Source organism: Bradyrhizobium sp. WU425, assembly GCF_021052305.1.
GTDB classification, from domain to species: Bacteria; Pseudomonadota; Alphaproteobacteria; order Rhizobiales; family Xanthobacteraceae; genus Bradyrhizobium; species Bradyrhizobium canariense_D.
In genome coordinates this window covers 2,241,478-2,257,992 of record NZ_CP088089.1, presented here as the reverse complement: position 1 = coordinate 2,257,992, position 16,515 = coordinate 2,241,478, and the positions used below count along the sequence as shown (strand labels likewise).

At 64.6% G+C, this 16,515-nt stretch carries 14 protein-coding genes, 1 other RNA gene and 1 pseudogene; 5 read left to right on the top strand and 11 right to left on the bottom strand.

Translation table 11 applies throughout. The features are described from left to right. Positions 1-81: 81 nt before the first annotated feature. Entirely contained in the window at positions 82-1,314 is a 1,233-nt protein-coding gene (locus BcanWU425_RS10805) for an RNA polymerase sigma factor (protein WP_231190419.1), read from the bottom strand. Between the two features lie 22 nt (positions 1,315-1,336). Continuing rightward, complete coding sequence (locus BcanWU425_RS10800) at positions 1,337-1,690, bottom strand: YciI family protein (protein ID WP_007600836.1); 354 nt, start codon at positions 1,688-1,690, stop codon at positions 1,337-1,339. Positions 1,691-1,839: 149 nt separating this feature from the next. On the opposite strand from BcanWU425_RS10800, the gene rnpB reads away from it, so the two are divergent. Then, positions 1,840-2,319, top strand: an RNA gene (gene rnpB, locus BcanWU425_RS10795) — RNase P RNA component class A. Positions 2,320-2,374: 55 nt separating this feature from the next. On the opposite strand, the gene BcanWU425_RS10790 is transcribed toward rnpB, so the two are convergent. Both BcanWU425_RS10790 and BcanWU425_RS10785 read right to left on the bottom strand, forming a co-directional pair. Further along, a complete protein-coding gene (locus BcanWU425_RS10790) occupies positions 2,375-3,088 on the bottom strand; it encodes an alpha/beta fold hydrolase (protein WP_162496555.1) in 714 nt (237 codons plus the stop codon). A 72-nt stretch (positions 3,089-3,160) separates the two neighbouring features. Then, positions 3,161-3,595: a DUF983 domain-containing protein gene (locus BcanWU425_RS10785; RefSeq protein WP_231190417.1), complete on the bottom strand. Its 435-nt coding sequence runs from the start codon at positions 3,593-3,595 to the stop codon at positions 3,161-3,163. A 79-nt stretch (positions 3,596-3,674) separates the two neighbouring features. Here BcanWU425_RS10785 and BcanWU425_RS10780 point away from each other — a divergent pair, with 79 nt between their 5' ends. Then, positions 3,675-5,045 carry an aminotransferase-like domain-containing protein gene (locus BcanWU425_RS10780; RefSeq protein WP_204512077.1) on the top strand — a complete coding sequence of 457 codons (1,371 nt, stop codon included), beginning with the start codon at positions 3,675-3,677 and terminating at the stop codon, positions 5,043-5,045. A gap of 7 nt (positions 5,046-5,052) precedes the next feature. Here the strand turns inward: BcanWU425_RS10780 and BcanWU425_RS10775 are convergent, their stop codons facing one another. After that, complete coding sequence (locus BcanWU425_RS10775) at positions 5,053-5,310, bottom strand: hypothetical protein (protein ID WP_018454225.1); 258 nt, start codon at positions 5,308-5,310, stop codon at positions 5,053-5,055. Between the two features lie 230 nt (positions 5,311-5,540). On the opposite strand from BcanWU425_RS10775, the gene BcanWU425_RS10770 reads away from it, so the two are divergent. Then, on the top strand, positions 5,541-6,284 hold the full coding sequence (locus BcanWU425_RS10770; protein ID WP_204512078.1) for a sulfite exporter TauE/SafE family protein: 744 nt from the start codon (positions 5,541-5,543) through the stop codon (positions 6,282-6,284). On the opposite strand, the pseudogene BcanWU425_RS10765 reads toward BcanWU425_RS10770, so the two are convergent. The 5 genes and pseudogenes from BcanWU425_RS10765 to BcanWU425_RS10745 form a co-directional block, all read right to left on the bottom strand. Beyond that, a pseudogene (locus BcanWU425_RS10765) lies at positions 6,281-7,546 on the bottom strand (O-antigen ligase family protein). The gene BcanWU425_RS10770 and the pseudogene BcanWU425_RS10765 overlap by 4 nt on opposite strands. A 69-nt stretch (positions 7,547-7,615) precedes the next feature. Then, positions 7,616-9,022, bottom strand: coding sequence for an MATE family efflux transporter (locus BcanWU425_RS10760; RefSeq protein WP_085349096.1), 1,407 nt, complete (start codon positions 9,020-9,022; stop codon positions 7,616-7,618). 64 nt (positions 9,023-9,086) lie between these two features. Next, the gene (locus tag BcanWU425_RS10755) at positions 9,087-10,886 is read right to left on the bottom strand and encodes an ABC transporter ATP-binding protein (RefSeq protein ID WP_204512079.1); all 1,800 of its coding nucleotides are present in this window, start codon (positions 10,884-10,886) and stop codon (positions 9,087-9,089) included. A gap of 326 nt (positions 10,887-11,212) precedes the next feature. Then, a complete protein-coding gene (locus tag BcanWU425_RS10750; RefSeq protein ID WP_085349098.1) occupies positions 11,213-12,799 on the bottom strand; it encodes a DHA2 family efflux MFS transporter permease subunit in 1,587 nt (528 codons plus the stop codon). Positions 12,800-12,824: 25 nt separating this feature from the next. After that, entirely contained in the window at positions 12,825-14,141 is a 1,317-nt protein-coding gene (locus BcanWU425_RS10745) for an HlyD family secretion protein (RefSeq protein WP_204512080.1), read from the bottom strand. A gap of 193 nt (positions 14,142-14,334) precedes the next feature. Between BcanWU425_RS10745 and BcanWU425_RS10740 the strand changes: the two genes are divergently transcribed. Then, the gene (locus tag BcanWU425_RS10740) at positions 14,335-14,970 is read left to right on the top strand and encodes a TetR/AcrR family transcriptional regulator (RefSeq protein ID WP_018454218.1); all 636 of its coding nucleotides are present in this window, start codon (positions 14,335-14,337) and stop codon (positions 14,968-14,970) included. Positions 14,971-15,023: 53 nt separating this feature from the next. Further along, positions 15,024-15,359 (top strand): DUF6665 family protein, encoded by a 336-nt coding sequence (locus tag BcanWU425_RS10735; protein WP_018454217.1) that lies wholly within the window; start codon positions 15,024-15,026, stop codon positions 15,357-15,359. A gap of 152 nt (positions 15,360-15,511) precedes the next feature. On the opposite strand, the gene BcanWU425_RS10730 is transcribed toward BcanWU425_RS10735, so the two are convergent. After that, positions 15,512-16,297, bottom strand: coding sequence for a potassium channel family protein (locus BcanWU425_RS10730; protein ID WP_035968996.1), 786 nt, complete (start codon positions 16,295-16,297; stop codon positions 15,512-15,514). Positions 16,298-16,515: the final 218 nt, after the last annotated feature.

Genomic DNA, 16,515 nt, shown 5'->3' with positions numbered 1-16,515 from the left:
CCGGGCTTGTCCCGGGCATCCACGTCTTTGTCGCGCCGGAAGAACGTGGATGGCCGGGACAAGCCCCGCCATGACGGAAACTCAGTTCATCTCCCTCATCCTTCGCGCATAAAGCCGTCGCAGCGGCTCTAACTGCGTCGCCTCCGTCGCAGCGCGATAGGCCTCGCGCGCCTCCTCCTTCCGGCCAAGCCGCCGCAACAAATCCGCCCGCACCGCTGGCAGCAGCTCATAGCCATGAAGCGCGCCGCGTGCGGCGGTCGCATCCACGAGATCGAGCGCGCCCGCGGGCCCATCGACCATCGACACCGCCGCCGCGTGGTTGAGTTCGATCACCGGCGACGGATTGATCCGCAGCAGCACTTCATAGAGCCCGGCAATCTGCGGCCAGTCTGTCTGCTCGTAGCTCGGCGCACGCGCATGCAGCGCAGCGATCGCGGCTTGTACTGCATACGGCTGCGGCCGGCCGGGCACGCGCAGTGCGTCGTCCACCAGGCGCAGACCCTCCTCGATCTGTGCATGGTCCCACTGCGAACGATCCTGCTCTTCCAGCAGCACGATGTCGCCGGCGGCGGTCTGGCGCCCTGCGCGGCGCGCATCGTGCAGCAGCATCAGCGCCAGCAGGCCCTTGATCCCGGCTCGATCGGGTAGCAGCCGGTCGAGCAAGCGGCCAAGCCGGATCGCCTCGGCGGCAAGATCGGGTCGCATCAAATCCGCACCGGACGTCGCCACGTAGCCTTCGGTGAAGACGAGATAGATCACGGCAAGCACACCATCGAGCCGCGGCACCAGCGTGTCGCGCTCGGGGACCTCATAGGGAATGCCGGCGAGCCTGATCTTCTGCTTGGCGCGGACGAGACGCTGCGCCATCGCCTCCTCGCTGACGAGGAAGGCGCGCGCGACCTGCGCCGTGGAGAGCCCGCAGACGGTGCGCAGCGTCAGCGCGACCTGGACTTCGGGCGCAAATGCAGGATGGCAGCAGGTGAAGATCAGCCGCAGCATGTCGTCGTCGAGCATTGCCGGCGGCTCGGCCGGCGCTTGCGCGTTCAGCTCGAGCTCGTGCACCAGCGCCTGCTCCTTGCCGCGGAAGGCTGCTTGGCGCCTGATACGATCGATCGCCTTGTGCCTGGCGACATTGACCAGCCAGGCACGCGGATTGTCGGGGACCTCGCACGCCGGCCAGCGCTCCAGTGCCACCGCAAAGGCGTCCTGGAGCGCGTCCTCGGCGAGATCGAAATCACCGACGAGGCGGATCAGCGTGGCCAGCGCCCGCCCCGCCTCGTCGCGGAAGATCTTGTCGATCTCGCACAATGTCATAAGTCGATGCGCGGCTGCGCCATCACTTGTCGTAGACCCAGATCGGCCGCACCTCGATCGAGCCGATGCGCGCCGAGGGAATCCGCGACGCGATCTCGATCGCAGTATCGAGATCCTTGGCCTCCACGAGGTAATAGCCGCCGAGCTGCTCGCGCGTTTCGGCAAACGGGCCGTCGGTCGTCAGGGTCTTGCCGTCGCGCACGCGGACCGTCGTCGCGGTCGTGGTCGGCTGCAAACGGTCGCCGGCCTTGAAATTGCCGCTCTGGATGATGCCTTGCGTGAAGGTCTGATATTCCGCCGTCATCTGCTGGCCGGCCGCCGGACGCATATTCGCGTACTCGGCTTCGTTCTGGTAGATCATCAGCAAATACTGCATCGGTTAACTCCTGTTGCACGGCTGGATCGCCGACATCCAGTCGAACGGGACACGCACCCAACGACATCTTCAGGATAAATTATTTCGGGCGAACCGTGCATGGCGTTATCGGCTTGCGGAACCGACACAAATGCTTCATGCGTAAGCCGTCAGTCGGCCGGACGGCCGCTCCGGCAAGTGCCGAAAGGCCGCCGGGGAGGAAAGTCCGGGCTCCCTTGACATACGGTGCCGGATAACGTCCGGCGGGGGCGACCCCAGGGAAAGTGCCACAGAGAACGAACCGCCCGCCGTCGCCCCTTCGGGGCTTTGGCGCGGCAAGCCCTCGGGCCTGCCGTGCCGTAGCAGCGCAAGCTGCGTAGGCAGGTAAGGGTGAAAAGGTGCGGTAAGAGCGCACCGCGGCTGCGGCAACGGAGCCGGCATGGTAAACCCCACCGGGAGCAAAACCGAATAGGGACGGCATAGCGGAGTGTTCGCGAAAGCGATAACGCCGCGGGGCGATGTCAGGCCCGCCGTCCGGGTAGGTTGCTCGAGGCCATGTGCAAACATGGTCCCAGAGGAATGGCCGTCACGTATCGTTCGCGCAAGCGGACGGTGCCCTACAGAACCCGGCTTAGAGGCCGGCTGATATCTTCAACGAGGGGTTCGATGCTGACTGCATCGGGCCCCTCACCATTTGGGGGCTTGCTATCCGACGATCTCTTGCAACACACCCATCAGCGCCTCCGGCGCTGTCACATTCGGCGCATGGCTCGCATCGAGTTCGAAAGTGCGCCAGCCATCCTCGGTCTTGGTGCGCTTCGCGAACTGCCCGAACACGTCGCCCGGCGGAATGCGCGTGCAATAGATGTAGCTGCGCGGCATCGCCGGCTCGCCATGTTCGAGCGTTAGCTTCGTCTCGAAGCATTTGATCGGCATGTTGATCCGGCGTGCGTTGAGCCAGTCGAGATCGGCCTGCGGGGTATCCGGCGGCGGCGGGTTCGGCGGGATGCGGTAGCCGTCGCCTGAGCTTGCAGCCTTGCGCATCGGCTCGCGCCCGCCCTCGTGGAGATCGAACAGCGATTGGCCGTCACGCGGCACGAAGGCGTCGAGATAGATCAATTGCGTCACCCGCTCGCGCGCGCGATCGGCGACACCGGTGGCGACCATGCCGCCATAGCTGTGGCCGAGGAGCACGATGTCCTCGAGATCCTCGAACCTGATGACGTTGAGAATGTCCTGGATGTGCGTGTTGAGATCGATCGCGGGACTGGCCAGATGCGCGCGCTCGCCGAGCCCGGTATAGGTCGGCGCAATGAGGCGATGGCCGGCCTTTGCCGTCAACGGATGCATCTTCTTCCAGGCCCACCCGCCGGACCACGCGCCGTGACAAAGCAGGAAGGTTTTTGAGCGTGCGGCCATCGGCGTTTCCATCGTTCTTGTTTGTACGATGGAGTGTAGCGGCCGGTCCCGCGATGTAAACGCTACGGCCCCTTAAGCCGCGCGCGCGTTCACCTTCACGAGGACGGCTGCAGGCCGACCAGCTTCGCGCCGCAGCTTGCCCGCCTCAAAACCATGCATGCCGATCTGCCATTGCAGCCCGACGATGGCACCCTTGGTCGGCTGCAACAGCGCGAGCGAAGCGAACAACGTCACCGGCAGCCACACCACCAGTTGCAGCCAGACGGCCGGCGCATAGGCGGTCTCGACCGCGAGGATTGCCGGCACCACGAGATGGCCGACGACGACCATCACGAGATAGGCCGGGAAATCGTCGGCGCGCTGGTGGAACAACTCCTCGCCGCAATGGTCGCAGGTATCCGCCACCTTCAGGAAACGGCCGAACGCGTGGCCTTCGCCGCAGTTCGGGCACTTGCCGCGAAATCCGCGCCACATCGCCTTTGCCAGAGAGACTGAACCGGTTGCCATGACCCCACCTCTTCCTTTTCTACGATCCATACAATAATATCTTGCATCCATACATTCAAAGGATATAGGCCTTAATTGCATGGATTGGACCCCTACAATCTCGGAGCTGAGCGGGCCGCGCTATCAGCGCATCGTCGAGGCCATGGAGGCCGATATCGCGGCCGGCCGGCTGGTGCGCGGCCAGCAATTGCCGACGCAGCGGGCGCTGGCAAAGGCGCTCGGCATCGACCTCACCACGGTGACGCGCGCCTACACCGAGGCGCGGCGCCGCGGCATCATGGAGGCCCGGGTCGGCCAGGGCTCGTTCGTGTCGGAGACCAGCGCGCGCCGCGTGGTCGATCTGCCGCATCCCGTCGCGATCGACCTCTCGATGAACGTGCCGCCGCAACCTCTCGAAGCGCAGCTCGACGAGCGCATCATCGCCGGGATGGAAGCCATCCGCGCCCAATCGGGCCTGACCGCGCATCTCAACTACCAGCCGCCCGGCGGCAGCGCACACGAGCGCGAGGTCGCGGCGCGATGGATGCGCCCCCGCGTGCCGCATGCGCGTGCCGACAGGCTCGTGATCTTTCCCGGCGCACAGACGATCCTGTTCAACCTGCTCGCCCACCTCGCCCGGCCCGGCGACATCGTGCTGACGGAAGCCCTCACCTTCCCCGGCATCAGGGCCGCCGCCGCGCGCCTCGGCGTCAGACTCGTCGGCGTCGCGATGGATGACGGCGGCATCCTGCCAGAGGCGCTGGCAAAGGCTTGCCGCACGCATAGACCGAAAGCGGTCTATCTCATTCCGACGCTGCACAATCCGACCACCGCGACGCTTCTCCCCGAGCGCCGCAGCGCCATCGCCAAGATCATCAACGATGCCGATACGATTCTGATCGAGGACGATGCCTACGGGCTGCTCGATCGCTCGGCATCGCCGATCGCCAATCTCATTCCGGATCAGACATATCTCGCGACCACGCTGTCAAAATGTATCGCGCCCGCACTACGGGTCGCCTATCTGGTGACGCCCGACGGCAGCTCGCAGCGGGAGATGCGTAGCTCTTTGCAGGCGACGGTGCAGATGCCGGCGCCGCTGATGGTCGCGCTGGTGACGCGTTGGATCGAGACCGGGATCGCCGACCGCATCATCACCGCCATCAGAAGCGAGGCGATCGGCCGCCAGCAGCTCGCGCAACGGGCGCTCAAGGGATTTGAGTTCCAGGCCAAGCCCGCCGCGCATCATCTGTGGCTGCGGCTGCCGGAGGACCGTCCCGATGTCGCGGCGCATCTGCTGCGGAATGGACTGGCAGTCGTCGCCGGCGAGGCCTTCACCGTCGACGGGACCGCACCACACGCGGCACGCGTCTCGCTAGGCGCGGCGCGCAACCGGGCGGAATTGACGGAGGCGCTGCGCATCCTCGTGAGCGCGCTGCACAGGCCCGCCGACACCCGGCAGATCGTCTAGCAAATACCTATCGATGCTGCCGGCGATGGTGGGAGCGCACGACCGGCGCAACAGCCGATGGATAAGCTTGCGATGCGTAGGCATCGCTCGGCTGGCCGAGAGCCCCGCGCGCGGCGGGCGTGAGCTGGCCGCCGTTCAGAACGTCGCGGTCGGGATGGGCAGCCTGATAGGCAGCAGGCTCGGAAAACTGGGCCTGCGCCATGGTCGGCATCAAGGCCGCCGCCGACACTAGTGCGGCCGCGACGGCAATCTTCGTGCGGGTCATCGTCCTTCTCCATATTTCATTCGGGAGACTGGCCGATCGAACCGCATGATGGCGTCGAGCGGGCCCCCAGTTTGAAGTACGAGCGTCATGTAGGCCTGTCTTTCGCGAACGCCCGCCGTTGGGGATCACGCTTGCGTGCGGTTTTGAAATTGACCTGCACGGCCGCAGCTGTGCTATGCGAGCGATGGCGATCAACAGTTCGGGATCGTCAAGATAACAGGGACAATCTGTTGGAAATACTCACCTACGGGCTGCTGCTGCTCGGCGCACTGGCCGGGGGCTTCGTCTCGGGCCTTGCCGGTTTCGGCACGGCGCTGATGGCGCTCGGCATCTGGCTCTACGTGCTGCCGCCCTCGCTCGCGGTGCCCCTGGTGCTGATCTGCTCGGTGATCGCGCAGAGCTCGACGCTGCCGTCGATGTGGAAGAGTTTTGATCTCTCGCTGGTCTGGCCGTTCCTGATTGGAGGACTGCTCGGCGTGCCGCTGGGCACCATGCTGGTCGCCTCCGCCGATCCAAAAGTGTTCAAGCTGAGCGTCGGCGTGCTGATCCTTGTTTTTTCGACGGCTCTCTATCTGAACAAGCGGCCGCTCGCCGTCACGTTCGGCGGCCGCATTGCCGACGGCGCGATCGGTTTTGCCGGCGGCATCTTGGGTGGCCTTGCCGGACTGTCGGGGCCACTTCCGATCCTGTGGGCAAACATCCGAGGCTGGAACAAGCACGAGCGGCGCGGCATCTTCCAGCTCTTCAATTTCACCGTGCTCGCCGCCGCCTTGGTGTTGCAGACCGCCTCGGGCCTCGTCGCGTTCAAGGTGGTCTGGCTCGCAGTGATCGCATTTCCGGGCACGCTGATCGGCGCATGGGCCGGCGCGCGCGTCTATCATGCGCTGAGCGACAAGCATTTTGGCGATGTCGTGCTCGGTCTGTTGTTCCTGTCGGGCCTCGGCCTGGTCTGGAACAGTTTGGGCACGCACTAACTCCGTATTGTCTTCGCGGCGAGCGCCATGCGCCGGCAATGCCGACGCCAAGCACGTAGATCCAGCCCTCGGCGAAATCGAACAGATGCGAGTTGAGCAGCGAGGACAGCATGTTCTGCACCACGACCAGAAGGCCGACCCAGCAGGCCAGCCCCTCTCCGCGAAACAGCGAGAGGTGCGCGAACCAGAGCGCATAGAGGATCACGACGCCCGACGCGCCCCACTGCACGGCGACATTGAGCGTCTGGTTGTGGGGATCACCGACGATTTCCGCTCGAACCCGCTCTCGCCGACAGCCGCGCGCGCGAACAGGCCGCGGATCGCCCCGGTGCCGTGACCGAGCAGCGGCGCGTCCGCGGTGAACGCCAGCGATTTGCGCCAAAACTCCAGTCGTGACCCCATGCCGCTGACATCATTGCCGGCGATGCTGACTCATAGTCTCCGTTGAATTTGGCGACTGTTGCGCGCAGACGCGGCGAGGCGGTCCACAGCAGCACGGCCAACAGCCCCATCGCGCCGACGGCGAAGAGTGCGGTGCGGCGGCGCAAATGCAAAAGCGCGAAGACCACGATCAGGATCGGCAGCGTCACCAGCGCTGTCCGCGAGACCACGACGAACATCATGTTGGCGAGGAATCCGATCGCGAGCGCCACGAACAGCGCCGCGACGCGGTAGCGGCCTCGTCGCAGCAGCGACACGATCGGGTAGACCAGCGCGATCGCACAGAGCGCGAACTCCTGGCTCTGGTCGATATAATTGCGCACCGCGATCCCGCTTTCGACCTTGTAGGGCCCGCGCGACAGATAGAGTTTCAGCGACAATGCGGGATCGACGGCGACGGCGAAGGAATAGAGCATCAGTGCCGTGCAGGATACCAGGAACGCGGAAAACACCCAGCCGCCAAACGGCCAACGCTCGAACTGATAGATCAGAAGCGGAATTACCAGCAGCTTCGCCGCCGGGCCGATCGCATGGATTCGGTCCGGCCACGGCGCATCCGACCAGAGCGTGCCGATGGCGGCGAGTAGGACCAGCGCAATCGGCAGCAGGCAGATTGGCCGAAGCAGCGAACGCGGAAATTCGCGAAGGTCGAGGAACGCGAACGCGATCAGCCAGGGAATGAGCGCGAAAATGAGCCCGGTCGTGGTCCACGGCAACAGCAAGGCGATCAGCGCGACGAAGCGGGCTGGCGTGCGATAGCGTGCCGCCCAGATCGCGGCGAGCCAGGAATTGGGCCGCTGCTCGTTCAACACCTCGGTCATTTGGCCCCTGCAGCCGATCCCCACGGCGCGGCAAGTTTGCCGGAGCCGTGGGGCGGGGACAAGCGATCGCTACGCTGGCGCGCGTACAGGAGACGCCACGCGCTTGGGCGCAGCCGGCTCCGGGGACTTCTCATGCCGGAGCGTGGCAAGGCGCTTCCTGAATTCACGCCGTAGCAGCCACAAGCTCAGGGCCGCCTGCAGCGTGGTTGCCGCGATCGACAGGTACCAGACGTGCTCGATCCGGAAGCCCGGCCGCGTCGACAGCCAGATCGCCGGCAGCGAATAGGTGAGCACGCGCGTTGCCGAACTCCACAGCACCGGCTTGGTATTGCCGAGGCCCTGGAACATGCTCGAGCAGGTGAAGATCACGCCCTGCGCCACCATGTTGAGCGAGATGATCCGCAGGAACAGGAACGCGATCTCCATGGTTTCCCGGTCGTTCGAGAACCCCGAGAGCAGGAGCTGCGGCTTCAACTGCGCGAGGCACATGAAGCCTATCATCACGACACTGGTGATCAGCGCCGCCTTGACGAAGGTTTCGCGCACGCGCTCGCCTTTTCCGGCGCCCATGTTCTGGCCGGCGATCGGCCCAGCGGCGAGCGCAACTGCAAGCCCCGGCATCTGGATCAGGCCCAGGACCCGTTGTCCGATCCCGAAACCGGCCTGCGCCGCCGCACCGAAATCGCGCAGCACGAAATAGACCACCGCCATGAGGATGAACATCATCGCGAACTCGCCGCCGGCAGGCAGGCCGACATTGAGGATGCGCCTCAGATGCTGCGCCTGCGGACGCCACTGCGCCGGATTGAAGGCGACATAGCGTTCGACCTTACGAAAATGCGCAAGCAGCATCACGACGCCGATCAACACCGCGATCGAGCTCGCCAGCCCCGCACCGGCAACGCCGAGCGCATAGCCCGTGCCCAAGCCCGCGATCAGAACCGGCGCCAGCGCGATGTTGATGGCCACCGCAAGCGCCTGCACCAGCATCGTGGGACGCACGATGCCGGTAGCGCGCAGCGCGGATCCCATCACCTGGCTCGCGAATTGCAACGCGAGCGCCGGCATGAACCACAGCAGATACGTGGTCCCCGCCTCGATCGTGGCTTCGTCCGCGGCGATCGCATGCATGTAGGCGCGCGACAGCGCCGCGCCTGCGACCAGGGTCAACAGTCCGAACAGCACCGACAGCACGATCGCCTGATTGAAGATCAAATTGGCATCCGGCCGATCCTTGCGTCCCACGGCATGCGCGATCAACGACACCGCGCCGACGCCGAGCACCTGCATCAGCGCGTTGATGAGAAAGCCGGCATTGCCGGCCGCCGCCACGCCCGCGACCGCGGCATCGCCCAAGCCCGAGACGAAGTACAGATCGACCAGCTGGCAAAGCATGATCGTGACCATACCGACCATGATCGGCGGTGCCATGCCCAGAATGTGCTTCGCGACGGAGCCGTTGGTCAGGTCTTTCATGTCACCCGTCCTTGACCGATTCCTTGGCGACGCGGCCGACATTGGTCCGCCGGCCGCGCGCCACTCATTCCGCTGCTGCGATCTGTCCGAGCTCCACCACCTGGCGCTCGAACAGGCCGCGATAGATGCCGCCGGGCCTGGCCGCGAGCTTGGCATGCGTGCCTTGCTCGACGATCTCGCCGCGGTCGAACACCAGGATGCGATCGAGGCTCTTCACCGTGGAGAGCCGGTGCGCGATCACGATCGAGGTGCGGCCTCGCATCAGCCGCTCCGTCGCCTGCTGGATCAGCGCCTCGGATTCCGAATCGAGGCTCGAGGTCGCTTCGTCCAGGATCAGCACCGGCGCGTCCGCCAGGAAGGCGCGCGCCAGCGCCACGCGCTGCCGCTCGCCGCCGGAGAGCTTGACGCCGCGCTCGCCGACCAGCGTGCCGTAGCCCTTGGGCAGGCGCAGGATGAAGTCATGCGCGTTGGCCAGCCGTGCCGCCTGCTCGATCGCCTCCAGGCTGGCGCCGGGCCGGCCATAGGCGATGTTCTCCGCGAGCGAGCGGTGGAACAGGATCGGGTCCTGCTGCACGATCGCGATCTGGCTGCGCAGCGAATGCTGCGTGGCCTTGGCGATGTCTTGCCCATCGATCAGAACGCGGCCGCCGGTGACGTCGTAGAGCCGCTGCACCAGCTTGACGAAGGTGGTCTTGCCGGAGCCGGAGCGGCCGACGAGACCGACGCGTTCGCCGGCGCGGATCGTGACCGACAGTCCGTCATAGAGCGGTGCGTGATGGCCGCCATAATGGAACGTGACGTCGTCGAACACGAGCTCGCCGCGCTCGATCGCAATCGGCCGCGCGTCCGTCGCATCCGTAATCCCGATCGGCTCGTCGTGGATCGCCACCAGCTCCTCCATGTCATTGACCGAGCGCTGCAGGTTGTTGATGTGCATTCCGACGTCGCGCAAATAGGCATGGATGACGTAGTAGCTCGTCAGCACATAGGTGACGTCGCCGGGCGAGGCTTGCCCCGACATCCACAGCAGCACGGCGCCGCCGATCACGGAGGCACGCAGGGCCAGCAGCACCGAGAGCTGCGCCAGATTGGTGTAGTTGTAGCGCAGCCAGGTCCGCCGCACGCGCACGCGCCAGCGGTTGACGACACGGGCAAGCCGCGCATCCTCGCGCGCTTCCGCGCCGAACGATTTCACCACCGCGTTGCAGGTCAACGCATCCGCCAGCGTGCCGCCGACCTTGGTGTCCCAGGCATTGGAGATGCGCGCGGCCGGCGCGATGTAGCGCGTCGAGAACAGCACCGTCATCGTGACATAGGCCAGCGCGCCCAGCGCGATCACCGCGCCAAGCGAGGCCCAGTGCAGGCCGAGCAGGATCATCGACCCGATCAGCACCAGCAGCGACGGCGCCAGCGCCATCAAGATGGTGTCGTTCAACAGGTCGAGCGCCCACATGCCGCGGGTGACCTTGCGCACCGTGGATCCCGCAAAGGAGTTGGCGTGCCAGTCGGTCGAGAACCGTTGCACGCGCATGAAGGCTTCCTGCGCGACCTCGGACATGATCTTCAGCGAGAACGGCACGATGGCCTGGAGGCCGGTCAGCCGCAGCACCATGGAGGCTGCGCCCAGCGCCACGATACCGCCCAATGCCATCAGCGCCGCGTGCCGCGCGGCGGAATCGGATGGGCCGCGCGTCAGGGCGTCGACCAGATGTCCGGAGAAGACCGGCATGAACAGGTCGGCGATGGTCGCACCCAACAAGCCGCCGGCGACGATGAGGGTACGCCCCGGCTGCTTCAGCCAGTGCCGGAACACGAAGGGCAGCACCACGCGTATCGCCGCGGGCCTTTTTGACAGAGCGGTCATGGCATCATCCGGCCGCTTATGGCGCGGGCCGGCTCCATTGATGGACGCAGGCCGGCCGCGAGGGCCGAGACGGCGTCACTTAAAGTTGGTTTTGACTTGGGAAGCGGGGCGATCGGGACCAGGAGCCCAATCGAAGCTGGCGGAAGAGGCCTCTAGGAGGCCGAGCACATACCGAGCCAGAACATCATCGAGCGCGGGCGTGCGATCTGCGAATGCGACGAAATCATGCAAATCCTCCCGGTTCGATGGAATGAGGTGCGCTTTATAGATGTGTCAGTGGTGATTTGCAACGGGGCTCGCGCGAGATCACGCACGAGTGTTGCAAATTAGTGCGCGTCGCCGCTGGCGCCGAACGGCGAGGCCGGCCTCTTCAACAGTGTGACGAGCAGGGTGAGGCCGAGATAGAACAGCGTCAGGATGAAGAAAGCATCGCCGAAGCCCATCACCACGGCCTGGCGATGCACGAGCTGGCTGAGCTGCTTCATCGCCATCAGCGTGGAATCGCCAAGCCCCTGAAACTTCTGCATGAACATGGTCAGGGTTTCGGTCGCGGTCGCGTTGCCCCAGGTCACACGCTCCTGCAGGCGCGTAATGTGCAGATCGGTGCGGTCATTGAGCACGGTGTTGATGACGGCGAGACCTACGGCACCGCCGAGATTGCGCATCAGGTTGAAGAGGCCCGAGGCGTTCTTCACCCGGTCGGGCGCCAGCGTGCCGAGCGCGATGTTGTTGGTCGGCACCATCGCGAACATCATGCCGATGCCGCGCAGGATCTGCGGAATCAGCAACTCATAGAAATCGTAGTCGCGCGTGATCCAGGTCATCTGGTAGGAGCCGAGCGCGAACACGACGAGCCCGAACGCGATCATGTAGCGCATGTCGTACTTCGCCATGAGACGCCCGACCACCGGCGCGATCAGGAACATGGTGATGCCCGAGACGAACATGGTCTCGCCGATCATCAGTGCGCTGTAGCCACGCACTTCGGCGAGGTAGCGCGGATAGATGTAGGTCAGGCCGTAGAGGCCGATGCCGATGCAGAACTGAAGGACGCAGCCGATCGCGAAATTGCGGTTGGAAAAGGTGCGTAGATTGACGATCGGCTCGGCCGCCGTGAAGACGCGCCAGAAGAAGGCGATCGCCGAGATGCCGCAGATCCAGGCGCAGATCGCGACCGAGGGGTCCTGCATCCATTCATATTGCGGGCCTTCCTCCAGCACGTATTCCAGCGTGCCGAGGAAGCCGGCCATGAACAGCAGCCCCCACCAGTCGAAACGGTCGAGCAACTCGAAATGCGGCTCGTCGAAATCGACCAGCGCCAGCACGCCGATGGTGATGCCGATGCCAGGCACGATGTTGATGAAGAACAGCCAGTTCCAGGACATCAGGTCGGTGATGTAGCCGCCGACAGTTGGCCCGATGGTCGGAGCCAGCGTTGCGACGAGCCCGATGATGGGACCGACGATGTGGAATTTGGTGCGTGGGAAAACGGTGTAGGCCGAGGCGAACACCGTCGGGATCATGCCGGCGCCGAGAAAACCTTGCAGCGCGCGCCAGAGGATCATCTCCTCGATGGTGGTGGCGAAGCCGCAGAGCAGGCTCGACGCGGTAAAGCCTGCCGCCGAGATTGCGAACAACAGCCGCGTGCCGAAGGCGCGCGACAAGAATCCCGACAGCGGGATCGCGATCACTTCGGCGATCAGATAGGCGGTCTGGACCCAGGAGACCTCGCTAGAGCTTGCCGACAGGCCGGCCTGGATTTCACTCAGGGACGCCGAGACGATCTGGATGTCCAGGATCGACATGAACATCCCGAACACCATGATAATGAAAGCGAACAGCCGCTTCGGCGCGATGCGCTCCGAAGCGGGGTCCGCCATCATGGCAGGTGAAGCGGTCGTGGCGTTCGCCATGGTCTGACCTCGCGGCGCAGGCGCGCTACTGCGGATGGATCATGGTGGCGTCGTCGAGATCGACCTCGCTGTCGGCGTCGGCCGCGCCCTTGTTGGTGTCGACCGTTGCAGTGACCGACATGCCGGCGCGGAGCAGGTTTTGCTTCGCGACCGACTTCGGCACGCGGATGCGGACCGGCACGCGCTGCACGATCTTGGTGAAGTTGCCGGTGGCATTGTCAGGCGGCAGCAGCGTGAACACCGAGCCCGCGCCCGCTGCGATGCTGTCGACGACACCGGAGAACTTGCGCATGCCGTAGGCATCGACCTTGATCGTCACAGGCTGGCCGGGGCGGATGCGCTTGAGCTGGGTCTCCTTGAAATTGGCGTCGATATAGACGTTATCGAGCGGCACGACGTTGCCGAGCCGCTGGCCAACCGCGACGAAATCGCCGGCACTGACGAGGCGGTTCGAGAACGTGCCGTCGACCGGCGCGCGCACCGCGGTGAAGGCGAGATCGCGCTCGGCCTTGGCCAGCGTGGTCTTGAGCTCGGCGAGTTGCGCCTGCGCTTCGGCCTGCTGCGCCTTGGCGACGTCGACATTGCTGAGCGCGACGTCGTAGGCGGCCTGCGCAGCCTTGACCGCGGCGGCGCCCTGGTCGCGTCCGGCTTCGGAGCTCTCGAAGGTGGCGCGCGAGGCAAAACCCTTGTTGCTCAGCGCCTGCTGGCGCTCATAATCGAGGTCGGCGCGCTTGAGGCCGGCTTCGGCGGAGACGAGTTGCGCCCTGGCCTGCGCGACCTGGCTGTCGAGCGCCGCGACCTGGCGGCCGATGCGATCGATGGTGGCCTGCTGGGTCGCGATCCTGGTCGCGGCGGCGTCGACGGCGATCTTGTAGTCGCCGTCGTCGACGCGGAAGACGATGTCGCCGGCGCGCACCGTCGTGTTGTCGCCGGCGAGGATCGAGGAGACGTGGCCGGCAACGCGCGCGCCCAGCATGGTGTTGTTGGCGCGGACATAGGCGTCGTCGGTCGCGACGTAGAAGCGGCCGACCAGCGTGTAATAGCCGGCATAGCTCGCCGCCGCGAGCGCCAGCACGAGCCCTACTCCCATCATCACGTATTTGCGCTTGCCGGACTTCGGCGCGCCGGCGGCGGGCGCGTCTGGGGCTGCGGCCGGCTTGTCGGTCACGGGCTTCTCCGGCGCCTCGCTGGGACGGCGCTTGGTTTCCTCGGCCACATGAGAGCGCAACTGTTCGGCGAGAGCTACAGACGTCTCGGTGGCAGCGTCACCACCCGCGGGCGCCGGCGTCTCCACGGCGTCCTGGCGAAGGACGCGCGCAGCCTGGTCTCTCACTACGGCCATGGAGGCCTCCCCAAAAAAGCGCGATGAGGGACAACCCGCCCTACGGCCGGTTCCCTCTCACCCATCCCAAATATCATTGACCGAACGGTTCGGTCAATATAGATAATACCCGAACGGACCCTACCGGCCCGAATCCTTTATTTCGGTTTCATCACCCTGGACCGATGCAAAAACTTTCCGAGACCCTGAACCAATGGTTGTACCCGGCCGCGAACATCTCCACGTCGTCCAGGAGGAGGACAGCTCCAAACGCCGCCAGATCCTGGACGGGGCCCGCAAGGTGTTCATGGATCTCGGGTTTGACGGTGCCAGCATGGGCGAGATCGCCCGCGCTGCGCAGGTCTCCAAGGGCACGCTTTACGTCTACTTCGCCGACAAATGCGCGCTGTTCGAAGCCATCCTCGAGCAGGAGGCGCTCCAGCACGGGCAGGTCGCGTTCAATTTCGATCCGGCACGCGATGTTGAAACCACGCTGAAGGATTTCGGCCGGGCCTACAACCGTCTGCTGTGCCGGCCCGGCGGCGGATCGGCGATCCGCACCGTGATGGCGATCGCCGAGCGCATGCCCGATCTCGGCCGCCGCTACTATGCGCGGGTGCTGGACAAGTCGATCAACCGCCTCTCCGACTATCTCAAAGCCCACGCCGCCGCCGGCGATCTCGATATCGACGATTGCGATCTGGCGGCGTCGCAGTTCATGGAACTGTGCAAGGCCTCGCTGTTCCTGCCCTTCGTCTTCCAGGCCGCGCCCGCACCGTCGGAAGAGCGCATGAGCGAAGTCGTCGACAGCGCGACGCGGATGTTCCTGGCAGCGTATCGGGCGAAGTAGCGGCAAGGCGGGCCTGCGTTGCAGGCCGCTCCGGCGGCATTATATTCGGGCTCATGTCCCGTGATCTCCGCCCGCCCATCGATATCCTCCATTACGAGATTGTCCAGGAACAGGCCTCCGCGCTCGGACGGATGGGCCGCACGCTCGAACAGGCGCTGGCGCGCCTGCGCGAGTTCGACGCCGCCCATGCCCTCCCCGAGGTGCCGGCCGCGATGCAGCCGGCCCGACGCAAGCTGGTGATGGAAGCCGGCCACGCGCTCTGGATGTTGGTGGTGCAGCGTGAGGCATCCGGCTTGCGCGACAGCCGCCACATCATGCGGACCTACAATGTCCCGGCCGAGGTGCAGTGCTGCATGGGGCTGGTGCCGGCAGCGTCGAAGCCGGCCTGAAATGATTTCTACGGGGCGCTAGACAAGGCCAGCCGTTACCACGGCAACGATTGCGATGGCTGCGAGCGCCTAGAAAGAGGCCATGGTCGAATGGCCGCTTGGGCACAGATTCTGATGATGGCAATACGTTTCGATCGCCGAGGTAGCAACAGCTACGCCAAACCTTCATCGGGAATATTGAGAACAGCGCCGCATGCTTTGCAATGCACGGCATCGCTCTCATGCCGCTGCAGTCCGCAAGTTGGGCAAGGAAATCTGACCTTGTTCGGACTCAACAATGCGCGCGCAAGATTGAAGAACAGGGTTACGCCGAAAATCATGATCACGACGGTTATCAAACGACCTATTGTGCCTGGCAGGGTGATATCGCCAAAGCCAGTCGTCGTCAGCGCGGTCACAGTGAAATACAGCGCGTCAGCATAATTCCGAATCTGATCGTTACGAAACTTCTGGGTCTCGTAGACTATCCCCGTCATGACAAATATGAAAACCGCAAGATTGGTGACGGCAAAGATGACCTCCTCGTTGCGACGGAAGAACGACGAATCCATGCGCAACCTGGCGAGCATCTGGTAGTCACGAAGCAGTCCCAGCGTCCGCAAAATCCGCAGAAAGCCGCCAGCCTCGCCAGCCAGGGGCGCCAGGAATGAAACGATGGCGACCATGTCAGCCCATGTCGAGAGGCGGCCGAACTTTCGAAGCGGATGCCGGTCGGCGAGTAGCCGTGCTGAAAAATCGGCCAATATCATTGCGCCGAATAGCAGGTCGAAGGTTTCGATGATCTCACTGGGGTGCAGGAACGACGTCCCGATGATGAACAGTATGGTCACAACATCAAACGCGAGCAAAGCATAGCGGAAACCAACGGCGCTGGGCGTTGTACCCTCGTAGAGGCGACGGACGCGGCTTCTCAGGGAGGTGTGGTTCACAGCTGCCATGCTCGCAGTTTGCACAGATGATAGCAGCTGGGACAACCTCGCGCCCTGGGAGATCTAAGTCAGTGCGACGAGTTCGAGCTAGTCGACGCTTCCGTGACAGTCCGCAGCACAAGCGTCAGGTGGCTGTTACCGGGATGGATTGTCGTCGGCACAACCTCGATGCTATCGGCTCCAAGTTCGCCTGCTTTCTTCCACTGAAACGCAGCGCCGGATCTGCT

What these genes read in the sequence shown, in the direction of transcription:
- BcanWU425_RS10805 (WP_231190419.1), bottom strand. Translation starts at nt 1,314, where the DNA reads ATGACATTGTGCGAGATCGACAAGATCTTCCGCGACGAGGCGGGGCGG.
- BcanWU425_RS10800 (WP_007600836.1), bottom strand. Translation starts at nt 1,690, where the DNA reads ATGCAGTATTTGCTGATGATCTACCAGAACGAAGCCGAGTACGCGAAT.
- BcanWU425_RS10790 (WP_162496555.1), bottom strand. Translation starts at nt 3,088, where the DNA reads ATGGCCGCACGCTCAAAAACCTTCCTGCTTTGTCACGGCGCGTGGTCC.
- BcanWU425_RS10785 (WP_231190417.1), bottom strand. Translation starts at nt 3,595, where the DNA reads ATGGCAACCGGTTCAGTCTCTCTGGCAAAGGCGATGTGGCGCGGATTT.
- BcanWU425_RS10780 (WP_204512077.1), top strand. Translation starts at nt 3,675, where the DNA reads ATGGATTGGACCCCTACAATCTCGGAGCTGAGCGGGCCGCGCTATCAG.
- BcanWU425_RS10775 (WP_018454225.1), bottom strand. Translation starts at nt 5,310, where the DNA reads ATGACCCGCACGAAGATTGCCGTCGCGGCCGCACTAGTGTCGGCGGCG.
- BcanWU425_RS10760 (WP_085349096.1), bottom strand. Translation starts at nt 9,022, where the DNA reads ATGAAAGACCTGACCAACGGCTCCGTCGCGAAGCACATTCTGGGCATG.
- BcanWU425_RS10755 (WP_204512079.1), bottom strand. Translation starts at nt 10,886, where the DNA reads ATGACCGCTCTGTCAAAAAGGCCCGCGGCGATACGCGTGGTGCTGCCC.
- BcanWU425_RS10750 (WP_085349098.1), bottom strand. Translation starts at nt 12,799, where the DNA reads ATGGCGAACGCCACGACCGCTTCACCTGCCATGATGGCGGACCCCGCT.
- BcanWU425_RS10745 (WP_204512080.1), bottom strand. Translation starts at nt 14,141, where the DNA reads ATGGCCGTAGTGAGAGACCAGGCTGCGCGCGTCCTTCGCCAGGACGCC.
- BcanWU425_RS10740 (WP_018454218.1), top strand. Translation starts at nt 14,335, where the DNA reads ATGGTTGTACCCGGCCGCGAACATCTCCACGTCGTCCAGGAGGAGGAC.
- BcanWU425_RS10735 (WP_018454217.1), top strand. Translation starts at nt 15,024, where the DNA reads ATGTCCCGTGATCTCCGCCCGCCCATCGATATCCTCCATTACGAGATT.
- BcanWU425_RS10730 (WP_035968996.1), bottom strand. Translation starts at nt 16,297, where the DNA reads ATGGCAGCTGTGAACCACACCTCCCTGAGAAGCCGCGTCCGTCGCCTC.